The organism is Polaribacter sp. (assembly GCF_024639685.1).
Lineage (GTDB): Bacteria > Bacteroidota > Bacteroidia > Flavobacteriales > Flavobacteriaceae > Polaribacter.
This window is the reverse complement of record NZ_JAHEHX010000003.1, coordinates 317340-339778: the sequence shown is the minus strand read 5'-3', so window position 1 is coordinate 339778 and position 22439 is coordinate 317340. Positions and strand designations below refer to the sequence as shown.

Genomic DNA, 22439 nt, shown 5'->3' with positions numbered 1-22439 from the left:
TTATTTTCTTTTAATAATTTTTGATGATGAAATAGTTACAGGTCCCAATAAACCAGATGGCAATAATTTATCTGTTGTTTTCTGAAAAGAATACGCACTAAATGTGCTTCTTGGACCTTCTGGAAGTGGTTGATTATCTCTAAACCACTTGGGCATTTTTTTAAACTTTCCTCTAAACTCAGAATCGCCAAAACCAGGACTTCCTCTTTTCACATTATATCCTGTTTGATTCGGTAATTTTTCATCTCCAATTAAACGGTTTGTCCATTGGTTAGTTACTTGTATTTCTAAACTATTTTCGCCTTCTTTTAAAGCATTACTACAACTAGTTAAACTTATTAAAAGTACAACCAATAATTTGATATAAAATGTAGCTATTTTGCTCATATAATTCTTTGAAAAATTAATCAATAAATAATTCGTCAATAAAAGGACCACTCTTTCCTGTAGTTTCAATTCGAATGCTATTTGCACCCGCTTTCAATCTTAATATTGCTGGAACAAATTTCCATTCTTTTTCCCAACCACCTGTTGCTTTAAATTCTAAAGTTCTTATATACTCATCATTTAAATATAACTTCATTGTATGCAACTGACCAACATTATTGTGCATATATCTAAAACGCATACTGTAATCACCTTCTTCACCATCATTTTCTTGATAGAATTCTACAGATCCTTCACCACCTTTAAAATCTACAAATCCTGTACCTTTAAAACGTCTTGCACCTCTGATTGCTGTGGCACTTCCTTTTAAAATACCTTCTTCTGCAGAAATATTGACACCTCTACCAATCCACATATCTTTAGAATGTTCATCGCCCCAAAACAACCCTTCGTTTTTACCGAATTTTTCTACCATTCTTAAAACTACTTTTCCACTTTGTTTTACAATTGCTTTTACAGTAGTTCCATCTAAAACTTCAAAAGTGTTTTTATACATTATTCCATTAGTTTCTGGATTTTCTCCATTTATAGTATACAAAATTGTTAAATCATCAAAAGTTGAACTTCCTAAAACTGAAATTTGTTTTGCATCAATCGTTATTTTATTTGATGTAAAAAGTGCTTTATCACCTAAAATTGATGCTGTAATTATTGATGCTTTTTTGGCATTAGGTTTTTCTCTTAAAAACAATCTGTTTTTTCCAAAAAACAGGGCTCTAAAATCTGATTTAGTTCTACTTGTAGGATCAATAGGATTTCCATTTTCCATAGAAATGGTTTTTACATCACCCTGAATATTGTAATACACTTTGTTTTCTCCATAAGGATACAAATTGTCGTTTTCATCTAAACTTTCTGATGTAATAATATAACTTGTTGTAAAACTGTCTTCGGCATCTAATCTTTGTAAACTTGTTTTTAATTTTGATGGTTGTTTACTTGTAGAAAAGGAAGTTCTTTTCACTTCTTTTCCTTTGATGTATGCAACTGCTTCTAGTTTTCCTTCTTGATAAGGTACCATCCATTCACATTGCATTTCGTTCCAAATGATTCCTGGTTTGTCTTTTCCTAATGATTTTCCGTTTAAAAATAGTTCTACTTCATCTGCATTAGAATATATCCAGACAGGAATTACAGTGCCTTTTTTCATTCTTGGATGTGTCCAATGTGGTAACATATGAACCATTGGTTCTGTTGTCCATTGACTTTGGTAGAAGTAAAATAAATCTTTTTTAAATCCTGCTACATCTAAAGCACCACCCATAAATAAATTGAAAGGCAAACCTCCATGAACCAAACCTGCTTCTCCATAATAATCGAAACCTGTCCATCTAAAATGACCACTGTGCCAAGGATTATCACGCATTACTTCCCAATATTTTCTTGCAGAAACTCTTACTGTAGCATTGTCATAAGAAGAATTAAAACTCTGTTTTCTGTTTCTCCAATTTTTTGGGTTGATTCCTTCGTAAAAAAAGATTTCTTTTTCGGTTAAGTTTGGCAATTCATACGTTCCTGGTAATTTATTGTCTCTCCACCAAGTTTGAGTTCTGTAATATCCTCTTGTTTGCCAAGTATGTGGTGCTTCTGTAGAAATAAATGGTTTCTCAAAGGTTTTACTTTCTATGAACAATTTTGTTTCAGAGCCACCATTCACGCCTGTTATATCCATATCTTCAGGGTTTCCTGCTCCTGAAGTAAATAAACGTGTTGGGTCTAAATTTTTTCCGAATTTCACCAATTCAGGACCAATTGGACTGTGTGTTTCGTTTCCTAAACTCCACACAAAAATACTAGCATGATTTCTATCTCTGGTAATCCATTCTGTAACATCTCTTTGCCACCATTCATCAAAAGCTTGTTTGCCATAATCCTGTGGAGCTTTTTTGTGCCAACCATCAAAAATCTCATCCATTACCAACAAACCGATTTCATCACAAATATCATAAAACATTGGTGGAGTTGGATTGTGTGAAGGACGAATGGCATTGATACCCATATCTTTTAACGATTGTAGTTTCCAACGTAACATTGGCTTTGTCCAAGCACCACCAACAGGACCACCTTCCCAATGCTCGCAAACTCCTTTAAGCTTTACATTTTCTCCATTTAACCAAAAACCTGTTTTGGTTTCCCATTTTACGGTTTTGAATCCAAATGTAGTTTCAATTTCATCGATTACTTTTTTACCATCTAAAATTTGAGTAACAGCTTTGTATAAAACTGGCGTTTCTGGACTCCATAATTGTGGTTTTTTTACTTCAAATTGATAGGTTGGGTTTGCTGCTTCTAATTTCTCAGATTTTTTTTTGAGTTCTTTTCCATCCGAAGAAAATAGTTTTACTTCATATTTTAAACCTTTTATTTTTCCGTTGATTTCTGCGTCAATAGAAACAGTTGCTTTATTTTCTTGAATAGAAGGTGTTTTTATGAAAATAGAATTGGGTTTAAAATGAGTTGGATGAACTTCTATCAATTTTACTGGTGCGTAAATTCCACATGGATGATACCATCTTGCTGAAGGCTCTAAACTGTTATCAACTCTAATAGCAATAGTGTTATTCCCTTCTTTTAAATATTTTGAAATATCGTATCGAAAACTGATATATCCATAAGGCTTTTTGCCTAAATGATTACCATTTACCCAAACTTCACTATTCATATAGATTCCATCGAAATTGATGTATGTAATTTTAGAAAGTGTTTCTTTTTTTACATCAAAAGTTTTACGATACCAGCCAATTCCACCATCGTGATAACCTCCACCTTGACCTTGATCTCCACCTTTTCTTACACCTTTTTCAAAAGACCAATCGTGTGGAACGTTTAGGTTTTGCCAAGAAGAAACATCAATGTCTTCTTTAGAAAACAAAGGATTATCTTCTAGAATAAAGTTCCAATTGTTATTAAAGTTTATTTCTTTACGCTGTGCATTATAAGAAATTGAATATGCTAGTAAAAATAAGGTTAATAGTAGTTTATTCATTTTAGTTCTGCGATTTTTAAAGATAAAAATCAAACCTAACTTTTAATAACTGAAAAATAATCCTGTACTGTCAGGATATTAAAGTATCAGGTTTTTCTGGTGCATAGAGAGAGTTAAAATGAATTGGCATTAAATAGTTTTAAATTTTTCTGAAAACTCGCTTGGTGTTAATCCATATTTTTTCTTGAAACATTGGCTAAAATATTTTGACCTTTTAAAACCTACTTTATAACTCACTTCCGAAACACTTAGTTTATTGATTTCTAGAAGTTTTGCAGCGTAATTTAATCTTATTTCTTGAATAAAATCATTTGGTGTAGCATCTACCCAAGCTTTTATTTTGGTAAAAAGCATTGAACGACTTACACCTAAATCTTCCGAAAATTGGGCTATATTAAAATCTTGATTAGCAATATTATCTTTAACAATTTGAAACGCTTTTTCTAATAATTTTTGATCTAGTGAAGTTAAAGAAAAATCTAAAGATTCAAAACTGCTATCGGATTTGAATTTATCTTTTAAATTTTGTTTTGAAACTAAAATGTTCTTGATTTTTAGTTTGAATTCTTTTAAATTAAATGGCTTTGTAATATAATCATCTGCACCACTTTCTAAACCTTCAAACTTATATATTAAAGATGTTCTTGATGTTAATAAAATTACTGGAATATGACTAGTTGCTAAAGTTGTTTTAATTTTTGAGCATAATTCTGTACCTACCATTCTGGGCATTAGAACATCACTAACTATTAAATCTGGTAGATGTTTAATAGCCATTTTTAATGCTACCTCTCCATTTTCTGCCAGTAAAACATTATAATCTTCTTTTAAAATTTCTTTGATAAAAGATCTTAACACTACATTGTCTTCCACAATAAGTATCGTATAATCTTTTTCCTTTAAAGTTAATTCTATGGGACTTGTTACCTCCTCATATTTAGATAAATCTATTTGTGTTACATATTGAGAAACATCATCACTTTTTTTGAAACCTTTTAAAATCTCTTTTTCAGCAAGATGATCTTTTCCAAGTTTAAGAGCTACTGAAAACTTTGCCCCATTAGGTTTTACATTAACCACAGAGATATTTCCATAATGAAGTCCTACGATGTTTTTAGCTATAGATAACCCAATACCTGTTCCCTTTAAATGATCTGAATCAGTTTGTTTGTTTACAGCAACTTCAAAAAATCGATCGAAGATTTTATCTATAAACTCATCTGCAATACCTACTCCAGAGTCTTCTACTTCTATAATAACCTCTTGATTTTCTTGTCGTATTTTAACAAAAATAGCCCCTCCTTTTTTCGTATATCGAAATGCGTTTGATATCAAATTATAAAAAACGCGTTCTAATTTATATCGATCATAATAGAGTAATATTTCTTCTTCTGTAGTTATAAATTGATAATTGTAATTGCCATCTTTAGCATGTTCTGTAAAAGACAAATAAATTTCTTGTAAGAATTTGACAATGTTACCTTTTGCAGCTTCTAATTGAAATTGATTGCTCTCTAACTTTCTAAAATCCATTAATCTATTGATTAACCTCAATAGATGATTCGTACTACTTTCTATGATTTTTAATTTTCTATAAGAATCACTCGAGCCAGAATAATTTGATAATATATTTTGAAGTGGCGCAATTATTAAAGTTAATGGTGTTCTAAACTCATGTGAAATATTTGTAAAAAACTGAAGCTTAAATTTATTTAATTCTTCATTTTTTTTGTTAGTAATATATTCTAATTCTAACTTGTCTTTTAATCTTGATTTCGATTGAATAAACCAAACGAAACCAAAAATAAAACCAAAAAACACAATGAAGTAAATAGCATATGCCCACCAAGTTTTCCAAGGTGCTGGCTGTATAATAATTTTAATTTTTGTAAGTCTATTATTCCAAACGTTATCATGGTTTGCTGCTTTAACCTGAAATTCATAAATTCCTGCATTTTGTAGGGTAAAAAAAGCTTCTGTTTGTTTGGTATAAGTCCAAGAATCATCCAAACCTTTTAAACGAAATGCATATTTATTTCCTTTAGAGTTTATATAATTTGGTAACGCATAACTGATAGAAAAATTAGAATTATCATAATCTAACTCTAACACTTTTGCATAGTTTAAACTTTTAGATAAAATCCCATCATTAGCATCTATGTTTACAATTTCATTTTTAACTTTTAATTCGGATAAGACTACTTTAGGTACATCGTTACTTTTTACAATTTTGTAAGGATTAAAGGTAGTTACTCCATATAGATCTCCAAAATAAAAATGATTTCCAATTTTTAATGCTGCGTTTTCTCTAAAACTATTATTTACTATAATATTGTTTTGATCGTAAGTAAAACTTTTTCCTATTATGGTATTGTATTGTACAATACCTATATCTGTGCTTAACCATAAAACTCCTTTTTCTCCTTCTAAAATTGAATTGACTTTAGAAAATTTATTTCTATCAGGAAAAGTGATGGGCTTTGTGCTATTCCCTTCAATACGATACAAGCCTCTTGTTGTAGTTCCTACCCAAACTACATCGTTAACATCCTTAATTACTGCACTAATATTATACGTAATTAAAGGTCTATCTTTAAAGTAATTTTTTGTTTCAGCTTTTCCATTCTTATCAATTTTTATGGTTGATACACCACCCAAACCTCCAATTAACAAATCGTCATTTTCATCAATAAAAATACTTTTTACAATGTTTGTAGCTATTTTATTTTTTGTGAAAATTCTTAGTTTTTTTGTTTCGCAATTGTAACGAATCAATCCTTTACTAAATGTACCAATATGTAAATTATTTTTGGAATCTTTTTTAAGATCATATATTATAGAATTCCCTATTAAATCTTGCAAATCTCTAGAAATAAGGTCTTCACGGATTTTTTTTGATTTTACATCATAGACAAGAAGTCCTTTATTTTGGGCACCAATAAACAATAAGTCATCAGATTTATTATAGTATAATGATTTTATAGGGTAGCTTATATTTTTTTCTGAACTTGCTATTTTAAATATTTCAGAAACATTCCCTTTTTTATCTAACACACTAACTACACCTGCATCAGTTGCAAAGTAAATATTACCTTTTTTATCTGAAACAATACTATTTGTAATATTATTGTATACTTTTTTGTTCTTAAAATGCAAGAAATTTTGATATGATTTATCCCAAGTAATTACTCCTCCATTTTGAGTTCCTAACCAAATAAAACCTTTTTTATCTTTGTAAATACTTCTTATAAAGTTTTGAGTTGTACCATAATTATCTGCATTATTTTCTTTGATATAAATTGTCTTATTTTCAGGAGTAACTATAAAAAGACCACTTGTTGTGGCCATCCATAAATTTTGATCATTATCAAACGCAAGGTCTCTTACGTCTAAATTTTGAGGGATATTTATTTCTTTAGGACATATAAACTTTTCGGTTTCGGTATTAAAATATAAATAGCCATCGTATTTGGTTCCAATTCCAATAATGTTTGATGAAACTTCTAAGATTTTATTGACAACAAAATTTGTTTTTCTATTGTCTCTTGTATATTTTTTAATTGCAAATTTTTTATTTTTATCTCTATCTACTTTTATAATACCATTATTAGTGGCTAACCAAATTCTATGATTTTTATCACGATAAATATCATATATAGATCTTACACCTTCTTGCAAATTACCCTGTAAAAACCTTTTAAATTTGTCATTCTTTTTTTCATAAATAGAAACTCCATTTGAAGTTCCAAACCAAATAACACCTTTAGGCATTTCTAAGCTACAAATAATAAAGCTATTCGTTAGTGAATTCTTATTAGAGGGCCTTTTGTAATACCTTTTAAAGGTATTGGTCTGTGGGTTGTACCTATTTAAACCATTAAAGGTACCAGCCCAAACATACCCATCTTTATCCACTAAAATATCAGAAATACCACTATTACTTATACTATATTTATCTCTAGGAACATTTCTATAAACAGTAAACTCTTGCCCATTATACTTATTTAATCCATTACTTGTTCCAAACCATATTTGACCAAATTTATCTTCTTTAATTGATGTTATTGTATTATTAGAAAGTCCATCAGAAATATTAATATTTCTAAAATTAAAATTATTTACTTGAGCAAATAAAAAGTTTGAAACTAATAGGAATAAGAATAAGAATCGTTTCTGTTTCATTAAAAAACTAATTGAAGCTTTAAGGTAAAAATATATTCTCGAAGGTAAAAAATACAATTTAATTGACGGCATTATTCATGAAAAAAGGAAATCTAATATAGATTTCCCTTACATAAAATTTTGATTTAAGAATGGGTTATTTATAAAGATTCTCGATTGATAAAAGTAATAGGAATTTGTATTTTTCCTTTTTCCTTTTCCAAAATCATTCTTGCAGCTTCTTTGCCCATTGATGAGAAATTTGTACTTATTACAGTAATCCCTAATAGTTGTTTTAAAGGACTATCGTTATAAGAAATTACACCAATATCTTTTCCTAATTTGTAATTACTGCTTTTTATTTTATTAACAACTTTTACCAAATCATCATCTTCTAAAGTAATGAACAAATTTTTAATTTCTATTGAAGTTTGTGAAGTTACCTCCTCAATAATATCAAATTTAAAATTATTTTGGGCACAGAATTGTTTAAAACCATCTAATATACTCTTTGGATAAGGATAAAAAGATGTCTTAGGATACACAATTGTTAATTTATTGTATTTAGCTATACTTTCTGCTCCTTCATTTAATGCAAATATGATATCATTCTTATAATCTTGATAAACTTCATTAAAATCTCCATCAATGTTATGATCGCTATTATCTAATAAAATTAAATTTTTTCTAGGGATTTTGTTAATGACTTTGGTTACTTTTTCAGTTGTACTGACATGTAATAAGTTTTTGGTTCTAAAATGTGGCATTATTACAAAATAGTCGTAAGATGACTTGTATTTTGCCATCAATTCTAGAAACAATGTTTCATCACAATGATAACTATGTAGATCTACCGTTGAACTGGCGTACAATTTTTCTAAAAACGAATTATAAACTTTAATTTTGTAAGGACTTAACTTATTGACTAAGAATAAAATTTTAGGTTTGGTAATTAATCCTGTTTCAGCTACATAAGTTCCTTTTCCATGAACGGAAACTACAACCTTATGTTTTTTTAATACACTGTAAGCTCTTTCAACTGTATCTCTAGAAAGGTAAGTCTCTTTACTTAATGTATTGATAGATGGAATTTTATCTCCAATTTTAATGTTCCCGGAAGATATATTATGAACGATTGCATCAATAATTTGCAAATATTTTGGAACAATTGAGTTCGGATCGAGTTTAATTAAATCTGCCATAATTCTATACTTTTAACTATATAAAAGTAGGATAGATTAAAAAATTAAAAATCTTAAATAGGGTAACTAAAAGTTTTTTAACACTTTTCTATACTGTATTAATATTTTTATCAAATAGTTTATTTTCTAGGTTGATCATTTTGTAAAAAAGGCTTGTCTTTTGGAAATTGACTTTCTAAAAGTGTCCTCATTTTTTGTTCTATTTTCTTGTATTTTTTATTTTTATAAAGATTTACATAAGAAACTAAGCTGTTTTTATGCTCGTATAATTCAGCCCCAAGAATTTCATGTGTGGTAGAATTTCGCCATTCAGTGTATCTCCAATTCCCGTCTGTTGTAGTAACTCCCATTATTTTTTTACCTCTAGCATACACGCTATATGCAACTTTATCCCATTTTTTATTAGGTTTATTTAATACTGGAAGGATACTTTTCCCATCAGAGACTGGCGCGTTTTTTAAATTACAAATCTCTACTAAAGTTGAGTAAATATCAACATTTTCTACTAGCGCATTAGATGTTTTGTTCGTAACTCTTTGTTTATAATTGTTTTCCCTACTTATAATTAAAGGGACTCTTACATCTATTTCCATATTCGATTGTTTGCACCAAGAAGCATAATCACCAATTTTATAACCATTATCACTCATAAAAATAATCATTGTATTTTTCTTTAAATCTAAATCTTCGAGCGTTTTTATTACTTTACCAATCTGAGCATCAATATAACTGATGGATGCATGGTAACCATGGATTAAATCTCTTGTTAAGTCATCATTTAAATCACCTTTTTTAGGAATTCCATGATACCCTTTTAATTCACCCCAAGGACTTAAAGCTAATCTGTAAATGGCTTCTGGTTTTGTTCTTGATGGAATTTTAAAATCATTTTTATTATATAAATCCCAATATTTTTTTGGTGCATTAAAAGGTAAATGTGGTTTACTTAAACCCACAAACATCAAAAAATTATCATCTTTTACTTTATACAAGGTTTCTATGGCATATTTTGCTGCTCTACCATCTTTATAAACTTCATCTAATACATCTGCATTTTCAAAAGCAGGCCCTTTTACAGGTTTTACACCTTCTTTTTTTAAGCGTTTCATTAATGCGATATTGTCAGGTTTTAAATAAGAGTTTTTCTCTTTTTCAAAATAAGTAGTCCATACATTTTTATCATCTCTACTATGATGATACACTTTCCCAATACTAATGGTTTTATATCCATTTTTATTAAATAATTGAGGTAAAGAAACCACCTCTTTGTGTACTTTTCTTAACGGCGTAAATATGCTATAAATCCCTAAAGTTTCTGGACGCAAACCTGTTAAAGTACTCATTCTAGAAGGAGCACAAATAGCCTGTTGCACATAAGCTTTATTAAATAGAACACCATCTTTTGCAAGCTTATCTATATTTGGAGTTATTGCTGTTTTACTTCCATAAGCACCAATTTCTGCACGTAAATCATCAACATAAAAAATTAAAACATTTGGTTTTTCTTCTTGCGCACTAAGAGAAGAAAACACAAGAGTTGCTATAAATAGCATTACAGATTTATTCATTTAATAAATAATTTTAGTTGAGGTTTTTTTAAAATTTTAATCTACTTCTCTATATAATTCAATAAAATACTTTTTACATCATTAACAGTTCCTTGTTTTAAGCCTTTATTTATATTAGCACCAGTTATCCAATATAAAACCATACCGGCATCAGAGCAATCCCATTTTCCTCTTTGGAACTTCACAACATCATCGACTTCTGCCATTTTACCAAATACCCAAACTTGCTGTAATCTTTTGTCTTTATGATCTCTTGCCCAATTCCATTCAGCTAAGTTGACTTTTAGCTTGATATTCTGATCTGGAATGCGAACTTCTTCCACTCCAAAATCCAATATTTGCTGCCATGTGTAAAAATCTCCGGCATCGTCATTAGCTGGGTGATGTGTGATAACTTTTACATATTTATGTTTGTCTTTTTTTGAGGCTTTTAGGGCAAAACCTATAATATCTGGTTCGCCAGCTTCAATTATCCAAAGTGGGTCATTTGCGCTAGATGCATTTATAGCATTGCGTAGGTCTTTTACTGTTTCTTTTTGTTGCCATTTTGCGTCAAAAAAGGTAAGCCCATCAAAACCGCCCCAGCGTCTTGCGGTAACATCACAAACACTTTGCATAAGGGCGTGGCGTTCTATCTCTGCTTTTTCTGATATTCTGTTTACTCGCACCAAATCGCAACTATGGGAGTAATGTACCAGCCTATTTTCAAGTCCGGCTGCTCTAAGTAGTGCTAATGATACGGCTGTTCCACCAAGGTCGTCGGGATCTGGAGAGTTGCCATCTGCCACAACTGCAATACGCCCTATGGGCGCTTTAATTGCTGGCACTTTATTTTGTACAACCTTTAAGGTTCCTACATAGGGTGTTTTTACAACGTCTTTTCCTTTACCTACTGGCGTAAAAATAATACCCGACCAGCGTGCCCTTGCCCATTCTTTGCCATCTGCGCTACCAACTTTGGCAAGTACCGTAATTTTATCTCCTTTTTTAAATTTTATATTTTCCCAAAGGGCATTGTTGCTTTCGCTTTCTTCAAAGAGGTCTTTGGTTAATGGTGGTTTAAAGGTGCCTAGTTTTTTATTGTTGATGCTTATAGTAAATTCTGACTGCCCATCATTTTCGCCAACAGCAACAAATACCAAATCGTAATTTCCATTTTTAAATGTAAAAGGTGTAGTTGTTTGTGCCTCTTTTTGTTTATTTGGATTGATACCCAACCATTTTCCGCCAGCGTGTTTGTAAAACCCTGTGTTTTTTATAGGAAAATCGGCAATAGGTAAAGTTTTATTTTCTAAAAGAGAAGCTCCAATTTGCTTGTAATACGATTGTAAAGGCCAAAGCGTGGTTACTTTTAAACCTTCTTCTTTTGGAATATAATTACTGTCTTTTGTTAGTATAAATTTATCAAACTCAAAACCATCTTCTCGCATACTAAATTGTATGTCATGTAAACCTTTTTTATCGATATCTAAAAAAATCTGTCTAGGCACACCACAATGTTCTTTTTTTGTTCTTTGCTTACTTTCCCAAGTCCATTTATTTTTTCCTTTGCACCATTGCATACGTTGGCCGTTTTCTGGCCATTTCCCATTTAATCCAACATGTAAACCATTGTCTTCGCTTCCTGTGCTAAATGCACGCACCCAAACATAATAGCGTCCAGGATTACTAAATCTTACTTTATAATGCAGCACAGCGACCTCGCCTGCTTTGTTAGAAAAATTTTCGCCTTGTACTAACTTATCGGCATGTGTGACTCTCGTGTCAGGTAATATTTCAATGTAAGTACCATTGCTTGCGCCTTCATGATGTGGCTTATCTTCATCACGTCCAACACTGGTTGTAGCATCCTTTGAAGTGATATACCATTGGCGTTGTTCTGAATTGCTCTGTTTGTTAAAATATTCTGCTTCAACGGCTACCATACCATTGTTTTCCTGAAATATAACTTCGTCATCAACAATTGGAATATTGAATTTTGCAGATTGCGCATTTAAAAATAAACTTGATGCTAAAAGTGTAAATGTTAGTAATTTTAATTTTATCATTTCAAGTTATTTTATACTAGATTGAAAGGTATAAGACCCTGGTTGCACTTCTAATTCAAATAAATTATTTCCAATATCAACTAATTTTACAGACGCATTTTCTTGAAACGTTGCGCCGTCTAACTCAAGTGGCTTTGCTGTGTCCGAAGGAAGAATAATTTTTGCTGATGTATTTGGTGGAACAGTAACATGCAATTGAAATATATTTCCTTTAATTTCCCAAGAAGATGATACTTTACCGTAAGGTGTATTTAAAGTTGCCGAAGCAGCTGTTAAAGGCTGACGAACTTGTGGTGCAATTTCAATGGTTTTATATCCTGCTTCTAAAGGTGCAATACCTGCAATACGTTCGTACATCCACTCACCAATGGCTCCATAAGCATAATGGTTAAGGCTGTTCATACTCATAGGGTTGTATCCTTCTGCTTTGCTATAGCTATTCCAACGCTCCCAAATAGTAGTTGCTCCTTGGTTGATAGAATAGAACCACGACGGATAGGTTTCGTTAAAAATTAATTTATAGATTAAATCTGTTTCTCCCATATCATCTAAAACTCTAGATAATAATGGGGTTCCTAAAAAGCCTGTACGCAAATGGTTATCGGCATCTTTAAGCTTGCGCAATAAATTGGTCTGCGCATTCTTTATCTTATTTTCTGGCAATAGGTTAAAAGCTAATGCTAATAAATAAGAGGTTTGCGTTTCTGCAACACCTTTTACGGCACCACTTTCATCAAAAAACTTATTATCAAATGCTTTTGCTACTGTTTTGTATAATTCTTCGTACTTTTTCTGTTCTGCAGTTTTTCCAAGAACTTCAGCAGCTTGCGCAGTTAATTTAGCAGAATGTGCAAAAAATGCTGTGCCAATTAAATTTCTTGACGTATCACCCGTATTTTTACCACTCTCTGGATACGGTTGTAACCAATCTGAGAAAGACATCATATTAGAGATATAATTCTTTGATTTTAACTCGTGATGAGCCACCCATTGTGTCATCATTTCAAAATTATCTTCTAAAAAACCAATATCTCCAGTTCGCATGTAGATTTTCCAAGGGATGATTGTACCTACATCTCCCCAGCCCGAGCTTGCAATTTTATTACCTCGAGTATCTGGAACCGTCCAAGGAATAGTGCCATCTTCTAGTTGTGCTTCGCGAACACTTTGTAGCCAACTTGCCCAAAATTTATACACATCTGCATTAAACATAGATGTTGGCCCAAATACTTGTGCATCACCTGTCCAACCTAAACGCTCATTTCGTTGTGGACAATCTGTTGGAATATCCAAAAAATTCCCTCGCAAACCCCAAACAATATTACTTTGCAGTTGATTTAATTTTGGATGTGATGATGTAAATGTTCCATTGTCATCAAAATCTGAATATTGCACAACGCCTGTGACCCAATCTTTAGAAACTTTTTTTGAAGCATCAAAACCAGTTAATTCTACAAATCTAAATCCGTGAAATGTAAACTTGGGCATGTACTCAATTTCTCCATCTTTAGATGCAATATAATAATCGGTAGAGTGTGCACTTCTATAATTTTTAGTATAAAAAGTATCATCTGGCGATAACATTTCTGCAAATCTAATTTTAAGTGTATCTCCTTTTTTCATAGGTACTTTTACCAAAGGAACACCAACCATATTTTGATTCAAATCAAAAATTAAAGCTTCCTCTTTTTTAGTGATTTTAGTTGGCTTTAATTTTATTTTACCCTTAACAGTAGTATGTCTTTTGGGTTCTAATTTTATAGTATTATCAATATTTTCTACTTCAACTTTTGTCCAGTTTTTATCATCAAAATTAATAGTTGTCCAATTTGGCATGTTTAAATTGGCATTATAAATTTCTCCATCATAAATTTCTGAAAATTGAAGTGGTCCATTTGTGGTTCCTTTCCAAGATTCATCAGAAATAATTATTTTTCTAGAACCATCTTTCATTTCTAATTCCAGTTGGCACAATATTTTTGGTGAAATTGTATTATCCCAAGGTGTTGTTCCCCACAATAATCTTCCAGAATACCAACCTGAGGCCAATTCTACACCAATAGCATTTTGTCCAGATTCTATTAAATTAGTTACATTATAAGTTAATGTTTCTATACGTTTGTCATACGTTGTAAAACCAGGAGACATTGCATCATCACTTACATTTTCTCCATTTACGGAAACATCAAAAACACCTTTAGCAGTAATGTATAATCTTGCAACAGCTAAATCATCTGTTAATTCGAATCTTTTTCTTAAATATTGAGGTTTGTGAATTAACACCTTACCTCTGCCTTTTATACTGTCTTTGGCCGTGTTTAAACCTACCCATTTTGCTTGCCAATCAGAATTATTTAATAACCCTAATTCAAAATGATTAATGTCGCTCCAATTTGAAGCTTCTTTATCTTGATTCCAATATTTTACTTGCCAATATACTTTTTGTCTGGATTGTAATTGTTTTCCTTGATATTTTATCCAAACTGATTTGTCTTTTTCTTGTTTTTTAGAATCCCATAAATCTGCATTATCAGGCAATAAATCTGGATTTGAAGCAACTACAATTTGATATGCAGATTGACTTTTAATGTTTTCTGAAACTGGTAATTTCCATGAGAATGTTGGGCTTGCATTGTAAAAACCTAAAGGATTTTTAAAACCTTCAGAAATGGTTAACTCTGATGCACTTTCTAATACAGGCTGTTCTTCACAAGATATAAAACCTAAACTAAGTAGGCTTAAAAAAACGATAATGTAACTATTGAAAATTGATTTTTTATTCATAAGAATTTAGTTTGGTTGTTATATTGTATGTTCCCGATTTTACAGATAGAATAACAATTTTGTCTTTGGTTTCTATCAATTTAATATTTGAAAGCTCATCTATTGATTTACCATTTATAGATAATTTACTTTTCAATGCTCCTTTTGGCAAATGAATTTCTGCAGTTGTATTTGGAGGGATCATAACATCTAAGTTAAAAGTTCAGTATTCTAACTTCCAAGAAGAAGATGCTTTTCCATAAGGAGTATAAACACTTGCTTCAGCCGAAGTTAAGGGTTTATTTGGTATTGGTGCAATTTTAATCCTTTTATATCCAGGCTCTAATGCTGAAAGTCCTGCAATACGTTCATACATCCATTGCCCAATAGCTCCGTATGCATAATGATTTAGACTATTCATACTTTGCGAGTTGTAACCACCTTCTTTACTAAAACTATTCCAACGTTCCCACATAGTGGTTGCCCCTTGGTTTATAGAGTAAAACCAAGATGGATAGGTTTCTTTAAACAAAATTTTATACATCAAATCTATTTCTCCCATATCATCTAAAACCTTTGGTAGAATTGGTGTTCCTAAAAATCCTGTTCCTAAATGATAATCGGCATTCTTAATTTCTTCAAGCAAGTGATACTGTGCTTTTAGTTTGGTTTCTGGTTGAAATAATTCTAAATATATACCTAGTAAATAACTTGTTTGCGTTTGTCTTTCCTGTTTAAACTTTCCGTTTTCATCAAAAAATTCATTTTCAAAAGCGTTGGCAACAGCTTTGTATAAAGCTGCATATTTTTTTGCATCATCCGTTTTACCTAAAACACCAGCAATTTTAGATATTAAATGTGCGGAATGCGCAAAATAAGCGGTATTAATCAATTCCTTTGGCGTATCTCCTCTATTTCCCTTTTTTAAACTTTTAGAAGGATATGGCTGCAACCAATCTCCAAAAGAATGCATTATCGGGATATAAGGTTTTTTTCTAACTTTAGATTGGTAGTATCCAACCCATTTTTTTGCAGATTCATAACTATCTTCAAGTACGGTAACATCTCCTGTTATGTTATAAATATCCCAAGGAACAATAACACAGGCATCGCCCCAACCAGAACCACCATTTTTGTTTTGCAACACATCTGGCACTATAAAAGGCACTAAACCATTTTTGTGTTCAGACTGATTTTCTCTTAGACTTTGCAACCAAGCCGTCCAAAAAGCGTGAGTACTATAATTGAACAATGCTGTTGGTGCAATTACTTGTGCATCTCCTGTCCAACCCAAGCGTTCGTCACGTTGCGGACAGTCTGTAGGCACATCAAAAAAGTTATCTCGTAATCCCCAAGTTATATTACTTTGTAATTGATTTAACTTATCGTGAGAAGAGGTAAACGTTCCGTTTTTCTCAAAATCTGAATGTTGTACTATACCTTGCACCCAAGAAGCGTCTGGTTTCGCATTTTTATCGTAACCACTTAATTCTAAAAATTGAAATCCGTGAAACGTAAATTTTGGTACATATTCTACAACACCATCTTTAGCTGCTACGTAATAATCAGTTGATTTTGCTGAACGATAATTTTTGGTGTAAAAAGTATTATCAGACAATAACATTTCTGAAAAACGAAGGGTTAAAGTATCTCCTTTTTTCATTGGAACAGTTACTTTTGGCACACCCACCATATTTTGTTTCATATCAAAAATTACAGCAGATTTAGTGGTTGATACAATTTCTGCATCTTCTAAAACTGCCATTATTTTAACAGTACTATGACGTTTTGGTGCTAATTTTACATTATGAGAAATAGCTTCTACTTTTGTACTTTCCCAAGAGGAATCATCAAAAGTTTTTTTAGTCCAATTTGGTATTTCTAAATTAGCATCATATACTTCGCCATCGTACAAACTTGCCAATCTTATTGGACCATTTGTTGTGCCTTTCCAAGATTCATCAGAAATAATTGTTTTTTTAGAACCATCTTTTAAAGTTACTTCTAACTGACATAAAATTTTTGGTGAGGCAAAATTTTCATAAACAGCTGTTCCTCTACTAATTCTTCCTGAATGCCACCCAGAAGCTAATTCTACAGCTATTGCATTTTTACCTGAAGATAATAATTCTGTTACGTCATAAGTTAATGTTTCAATACGTTTGTTGTATGGCGTCCAGCCTGGAGTTAACACATCATCACTTACATCTATACCATTTAAATGCACATCAAAAACACCTTTTGCAGTGATGTATAATCTTGCTGATTTAACATCTGAAGACAAATCAAAACCTTTTCTTAAGTATTGTGGTCTGTGCATTAAAAACTTTCTAACACCTTTAATGCTATCTTTTGCTGTATCTAGACCTGTCCATTTTGCTATCCAATCAGAATTATTTAGTAAACCTAATTCAAAAAAATTTATATTACTCCATTGAGATGCTTCTTCATTTTGATTCCAATATTTTACTTGCCAATATACTTTTTGACGAGATTGCAATATTTCCCCTTGATACTTTACAAAAGTAGATTGCGAACTTTCTTGCTTTTCAGAATCCCATAAATCGGCATTATCAGGTAATAAATCTGGAGTACTTGCAACTACAATTTGATATGCAGATTGACTTTTATTGCTTTCTGAAGCTGGTAATTTCCAAGAAAATGTTGGTTTTGCATTGTAAAAACCTAAAGGATTTTTAAAACCCTCTGAAATGGTTAACTCATTTGCTTTTTCTACAGTTACCTTTTCTCCACAAGATGATAAGCTTAGAAAAATGAAACAGCCTATTGCGAAAAAAAAATGTCTGAAATTAGAGTTTTTAAACATTGTATAGTGTTAGATTTTAAAAATTATTAATTCAATTTAACCTAATAGCAATATGTTATTTTTTTTCTTAAAAACTATCCTGACCTGTCCTTAAATAAAATAAAACAAAAAAGAAGGTAACAATTTAATGATTACCTTCTTTTTTAAGAATATTAAAAGTCTTATTTTTATTCTATTATAAGCTTTTGATTATAAATTTTTTGATTATCACCCAAAACTCTTACCAAATAGATTCCTGATTTGAATTTTCCAAAATTATTAATTAGCGTAGTTTCTTTATCTGTAGAAGCCTGATAAATAAGTTTTCCTATCAAATTATAAATTTTAATATCAGCTTTATTTATTCCTTTAACTGCTATTGTAAAATTATTATTGGTTGGATTAGGATAGATATTAATTGAAGTATCTGCTATTTTATTATCATCTATACTTAACGTTTGACTTGTTGGTATCACTTTCCATTTACTTCTGTTATCTGTTTCATTAACTATAATATGGGTTACATTTCCATTCTCTTCAGTGTATAAAAATCGACCACTATTACCAGATTGAAATCTATATGTTTCATCTGAGGCGTTATAATGTATTTGCCAAACTTTATCATTATCTGCAGTTGGTGGTGCTTTACCAGTACTAACCACTCTATAAGCTCCACCAGCAAAACCAGCTCCTGGTCCACGCAAAACACCATATGTTTCGCTATCAATATTCACAAAAGTTCCACTATTTAGGAAATTCCAATGTGTGTTTTGTTCTTCTCCAGAATCTGTCATAGTAACTGGTGTAGCAGCTGCTCCTGAATCTGTTAAAAATTTTCCTGTTGCTACATTTCTTAATCTATAAATATCTTCTGATAAATCTTCTGGATCAAATGTTTTTGCAGTTACATTAACAACTGTTGATGAAACAGATTCATTAGATTCATTGTATACTATAGCTTGTAACTTATAATCTCTTTCTATTGTTGGAATCCAATCTACTTTGTATGGTGCTGATGTTGAGGTATCAAAAACGGTATTGTCAATTTTAAACTCTACTTTAGAGATTGATCCATTTTCATTAACGGCATCTGCAGTAATTGCAATAGTTTCTCCGACTTTAACATTTTGCCCATTCGTGGGAGAAGTAATAGCAACTCTAAAAGGTTCTTTTACAATGTCTAAATCTATAATTTGTAAATACAAAGGTTGGGCATTTCCAGATTTTTTCTCCATCAAATAATAGTAGAGTTTCCCATTTGCAATATGTACTCTACCATGGACAAAAGACCTACCAGAAGTTGCTTGATAAACTGTGGTAAAATTGTTTGTTCCTCCTTCTGTCTTTTGAACAAAAACTCGATTGTTTTTTAAACCAATAATAAAAACATCATCTCCTGCAGTATAAATAGAAGTTCCACCTGCAAAATCTTCGGTTGTTGTAAATTCTGTAGCTCCTGAAGGCTTATAGGTATGTAAATACTTGGTAACATTATACTGATTGTCTTTCACTTTACTAATGATATGAACATCTCCTTTTTCTGTTACTGTCCAATCAAAATTGCCTACTATATATACTTTGTCTTCTTGAGTCGTTTGCACATAATCACCAGGCTCCATTACTTTAATTCTATCTGCATCATACAATGGTAACGAGAAAGGAGTTCCTGAATGGTTTTTCCATTGACTAAAACCATTTTGATCATCAGAATACGCATAATAAACACCATTCTGGTATTGGTATTTATCGTTATTATTTGCCAATCTTCTTTGAAAACCAATTCGTATTTTTCCATTAACATATTTCATGTTTCCATAAAGCCCCCAATTGTACTCTATCTCAGGTTGGCTCTTAGCATTTAATACATTAAAATGCGTAAAACTAGACCAAGTAGCGGTATTTGCATCATATTTAGAGAATTTATAAGCTCCATTATTATTACCTCCTTCACGCATATACATAAATATGTCTCCTAAGTCATTGGTAAAGAATTGCGGATATGTTAATGCAGAATAATTGGAATATTCTTCATCAGGATAACCTGATCTTCCACTATTTAAACTTAAATGTTTGTAACCATTAGTACTGTTTTTTACAAATTTGTCTAAAGTAAAGTTTTCATCAGAAAGCGATGCTGCATTTTTTACAGAATAACTATATCTAAAGTAGTCATCAGATAAACTTCCATCAGATGGTCTTGAGTTACTATACGCATGCATATCATACAATAGATGGATTGTACCATCTAAAGGACTTATTGCAACTGCTATGGTATTATGAGATTCTCCAATCCAATATTTATTTTGATAACCTGTATGTCTGTGAGGAAACTCGATATCTACACCTACACCTGTAGTTGTATTATAACGTGTTAACATTACATGACGATCTGATTTGTCTCCACGATACCAAGTCATAAATACATATTCGCCATAGGTTTTTATACAATCTCCATGGGCAGAAATATTTCTACCAAAAAAATAATCATAAGCAGCATTATCACCTGAATTTGATGCTGTAGCCCCAACTTTGTTTCCATCGAAGTGTAAACCTAAATCGGTTATTTTTACCTCTTTTTCAAAAGTGACTTGTGAAAAAGAATGTATACTGACTGCAAGAAGCGTAAGTATGCTGAATTTAAATTTATTAAAAGTAATTTTATGCATTGTTCCTATTATTAATAGTAATTCGAATAAAAGTAGGTGATATGCTCTTTGAAGCTATCTTGTTGTATCCTGCCAGAAAAGTTAAAAGTTTTTTGCGCTAATTTATACTACTAAGGCATATAAAACACCTCTTCCAATGGAATTGAAATTGGAGAATTATCATCATTTACTTGCATGATATCTGCCATAAAATCCCACCATTTTTTTACAATTGGGTTGTTGGCTAAATCTTGTGAGCCACCAGCTCCAGAAACTTTTTGAAAAGCAAATAACGTACTGGTTTCTTCATCGAAAAAAATCGAATATTCGCTAACTCCATTTTCTTTGAGTAATACTTTTAATTCAGGCCAAATTTCATTGTGCCTTTTTACATAAGCTTCTTTCTGGCCTTTATTTAACTTCATTTTAAAAGCGACTCTTTGCATTGTGTATATTTTAATTTGAATAAAAAAACATCCTATTCTTTTGAATAGGATGTTTTAAAATTTTAACTATTTTGAATAATAAGCCTACTGCTTAATAATTTTCTTTGTTAATCTTTCTCCGTTTTCACCATTAAGTTCAACAATGTATAAACCTGAAGATAAAGCACTAACGTTAACGCTAATATCTCCGTTTTGATTATCAATAACTTTAGATAATACTGTATTACCTAGTACAGAATAAACATTAAGCCTGCTAACTTTAGATGTAGCTCCTTTAATTGTTAACTGGTTATTACTAACTGGATTTATAATTACAAAAGCATCTACTCCAAAAGTGTTTACGCTTGCTGTTGCTGCTTCTACAAGATGGAATTGAATTACATCGATACCTCCTCCATCAAACTGAACTGCTTCACCTGCTGCCGTTGGAATTATACCATATCTTGAATTACCACCCCATGGTGTTTTGATAAATAAAGCATTGTTTCCATCTTCTGGGTTAGCTCCAGCAGAATCAGCTAATCCATCTGCATTAACTTTAGCCTTTCTTCTTTGAAACTGGTCTAAACCTGAATAGTCCCCAAAATAAACAGCTGGAGCGTCATCCGAAGTATCATCCGGAGTATCACCCCCAGTAGGTGCTGTATATTCAACTTCTAAAGGATCTCCAGCTTTAACAGATAAAGTATAATTTGGATGATCTGCTTCTACTCCAGTTGTAGTCAGAGTAAAGTTACCTAATTCGGGAATAGTTGCAAAAATTTCCATTAATCCTGTACTTGCAGGAGTTCTATGGTCTTGCACGGTCCAAACCTGTGTTGGATCATCGCCATCTTTTTCTTCTGCCCATTCTAAAGTACCAGTTTGATCGTTAATAGTTAAATAAAGATTTGTATCTAAACCAGATGTTGAAATTTTATACGTACCGTTTGTCGTCCATAATGCTTGTGCTTGCAATGTTGAAAAGCTTAAAAGCATTACAAATGCGAATAAAGTTAATTTAAGTAATTGTTTTTTCATGATAGAATATTTTAATTTAATTAATAGTTGCAATATAGAACCTTTGTTATATTCTGCTATCCTGCACTGTACTGTTTTTTTTATTTTTCTATATTTAAGATCTATTCTATCATCCTTTCGTACAATTTGATTATAATAATTAAATAAGGTTAACACCAATGTTTTTTCTTTTTTTTTTATTTTAAATATTATACTAAATCTCCAATTATTTAACCAAATATTTTTCATAGAATTTATCTTTCATTCGCAAATACTCCAAATGATTAGTATATTTAAAATAACAGTAAAAAAACATTACCAACAATTTGTCTGAAAAGCTTTCTGTAATTTTCAGTTTTAAAGTTATA

Annotated in this window: 12 protein-coding genes; all 12 read right to left on the bottom strand. The window is 31.2% G+C overall.

The genetic code is table 11. The features are described from left to right. The gene (locus Q0L44_RS03665) at nucleotides 1-387 is read right to left on the bottom strand and encodes a hypothetical protein (RefSeq protein ID WP_296635420.1); all 387 of its coding nucleotides are present in this window, start codon (nucleotides 385-387) and stop codon (nucleotides 1-3) included. Between the two features lie 16 nt (nucleotides 388-403). After that, nucleotides 404-3433 carry a sugar-binding domain-containing protein gene (locus Q0L44_RS03660; protein ID WP_296635419.1) on the bottom strand — a complete coding sequence of 1010 codons (3030 nt, stop codon included), beginning with the start codon at nucleotides 3431-3433 and terminating at the stop codon, nucleotides 404-406. Nucleotides 3434-3562: 129 nt separating this feature from the next. Continuing rightward, nucleotides 3563-7615 carry a two-component regulator propeller domain-containing protein gene (locus Q0L44_RS03655; RefSeq protein WP_296635416.1) on the bottom strand — a complete coding sequence of 1351 codons (4053 nt, stop codon included), beginning with the start codon at nucleotides 7613-7615 and terminating at the stop codon, nucleotides 3563-3565. A gap of 140 nt (nucleotides 7616-7755) precedes the next feature. Then, complete coding sequence (locus tag Q0L44_RS03650; protein WP_296635414.1) at nucleotides 7756-8796, bottom strand: GntR family transcriptional regulator; 1041 nt, start codon at nucleotides 8794-8796, stop codon at nucleotides 7756-7758. A gap of 119 nt (nucleotides 8797-8915) precedes the next feature. Beyond that, the gene (locus tag Q0L44_RS03645) at nucleotides 8916-10364 is read right to left on the bottom strand and encodes a sulfatase (RefSeq protein WP_296635412.1); all 1449 of its coding nucleotides are present in this window, start codon (nucleotides 10362-10364) and stop codon (nucleotides 8916-8918) included. Nucleotides 10365-10405: 41 nt separating this feature from the next. After that, nucleotides 10406-12412, bottom strand: coding sequence for a hypothetical protein (locus Q0L44_RS03640; RefSeq protein WP_296635410.1), 2007 nt, complete (start codon nucleotides 12410-12412; stop codon nucleotides 10406-10408). 6 nt (nucleotides 12413-12418) lie between these two features. Next, complete coding sequence (locus Q0L44_RS03635; RefSeq protein WP_296635408.1) at nucleotides 12419-15196, bottom strand: alpha-L-rhamnosidase; 2778 nt, start codon at nucleotides 15194-15196, stop codon at nucleotides 12419-12421. After that, entirely contained in the window at nucleotides 15189-15380 is a 192-nt protein-coding gene (locus Q0L44_RS03630) for a hypothetical protein (protein WP_296635405.1), read from the bottom strand. The genes Q0L44_RS03635 and Q0L44_RS03630 overlap by 8 nt, the downstream gene beginning before the upstream one ends. Before the next feature lie 18 nt (nucleotides 15381-15398). After that, the gene (locus Q0L44_RS03625) at nucleotides 15399-18002 is read right to left on the bottom strand and encodes an alpha-L-rhamnosidase (protein WP_296635403.1); all 2604 of its coding nucleotides are present in this window, start codon (nucleotides 18000-18002) and stop codon (nucleotides 15399-15401) included. Nucleotides 18003-18169: 167 nt separating this feature from the next. Continuing rightward, a complete protein-coding gene (locus Q0L44_RS03620; RefSeq protein WP_296635399.1) occupies nucleotides 18170-20647 on the bottom strand; it encodes a BNR-4 repeat-containing protein in 2478 nt (825 codons plus the stop codon). 110 nt (nucleotides 20648-20757) lie between these two features. After that, nucleotides 20758-21072, bottom strand: a complete 315-nt coding sequence (rhaM, locus tag Q0L44_RS03615) for an L-rhamnose mutarotase (RefSeq protein ID WP_296635397.1) — start codon at nucleotides 21070-21072, stop codon at nucleotides 20758-20760. A gap of 84 nt (nucleotides 21073-21156) precedes the next feature. Then, nucleotides 21157-22092, bottom strand: a complete 936-nt coding sequence (locus tag Q0L44_RS03610) for a T9SS type A sorting domain-containing protein (RefSeq protein WP_296635394.1) — start codon at nucleotides 22090-22092, stop codon at nucleotides 21157-21159. Between the last annotated feature and the right edge of the window lie 347 nt (nucleotides 22093-22439).

What these genes read in the sequence shown, in the direction of transcription:
- Q0L44_RS03665 (WP_296635420.1), bottom strand. Translation starts at nt 387, where the DNA reads ATGAGCAAAATAGCTACATTTTATATCAAATTATTGGTTGTACTTTTA.
- Q0L44_RS03660 (WP_296635419.1), bottom strand. Translation starts at nt 3,433, where the DNA reads ATGAATAAACTACTATTAACCTTATTTTTACTAGCATATTCAATTTCT.
- Q0L44_RS03655 (WP_296635416.1), bottom strand. Translation starts at nt 7,615, where the DNA reads ATGAAACAGAAACGATTCTTATTCTTATTCCTATTAGTTTCAAACTTT.
- Q0L44_RS03650 (WP_296635414.1), bottom strand. Translation starts at nt 8,796, where the DNA reads ATGGCAGATTTAATTAAACTCGATCCGAACTCAATTGTTCCAAAATAT.
- Q0L44_RS03645 (WP_296635412.1), bottom strand. Translation starts at nt 10,364, where the DNA reads ATGAATAAATCTGTAATGCTATTTATAGCAACTCTTGTGTTTTCTTCT.
- Q0L44_RS03640 (WP_296635410.1), bottom strand. Translation starts at nt 12,412, where the DNA reads ATGATAAAATTAAAATTACTAACATTTACACTTTTAGCATCAAGTTTA.
- Q0L44_RS03635 (WP_296635408.1), bottom strand. Translation starts at nt 15,196, where the DNA reads ATGAATAAAAAATCAATTTTCAATAGTTACATTATCGTTTTTTTAAGC.
- Q0L44_RS03630 (WP_296635405.1), bottom strand. Translation starts at nt 15,380, where the DNA reads ATGATCCCTCCAAATACAACTGCAGAAATTCATTTGCCAAAAGGAGCA.
- Q0L44_RS03625 (WP_296635403.1), bottom strand. Translation starts at nt 18,002, where the DNA reads ATGTTTAAAAACTCTAATTTCAGACATTTTTTTTTCGCAATAGGCTGT.
- Q0L44_RS03620 (WP_296635399.1), bottom strand. Translation starts at nt 20,647, where the DNA reads ATGCATAAAATTACTTTTAATAAATTTAAATTCAGCATACTTACGCTT.
- rhaM (WP_296635397.1), bottom strand. Translation starts at nt 21,072, where the DNA reads ATGCAAAGAGTCGCTTTTAAAATGAAGTTAAATAAAGGCCAGAAAGAA.
- Q0L44_RS03610 (WP_296635394.1), bottom strand. Translation starts at nt 22,092, where the DNA reads ATGAAAAAACAATTACTTAAATTAACTTTATTCGCATTTGTAATGCTT.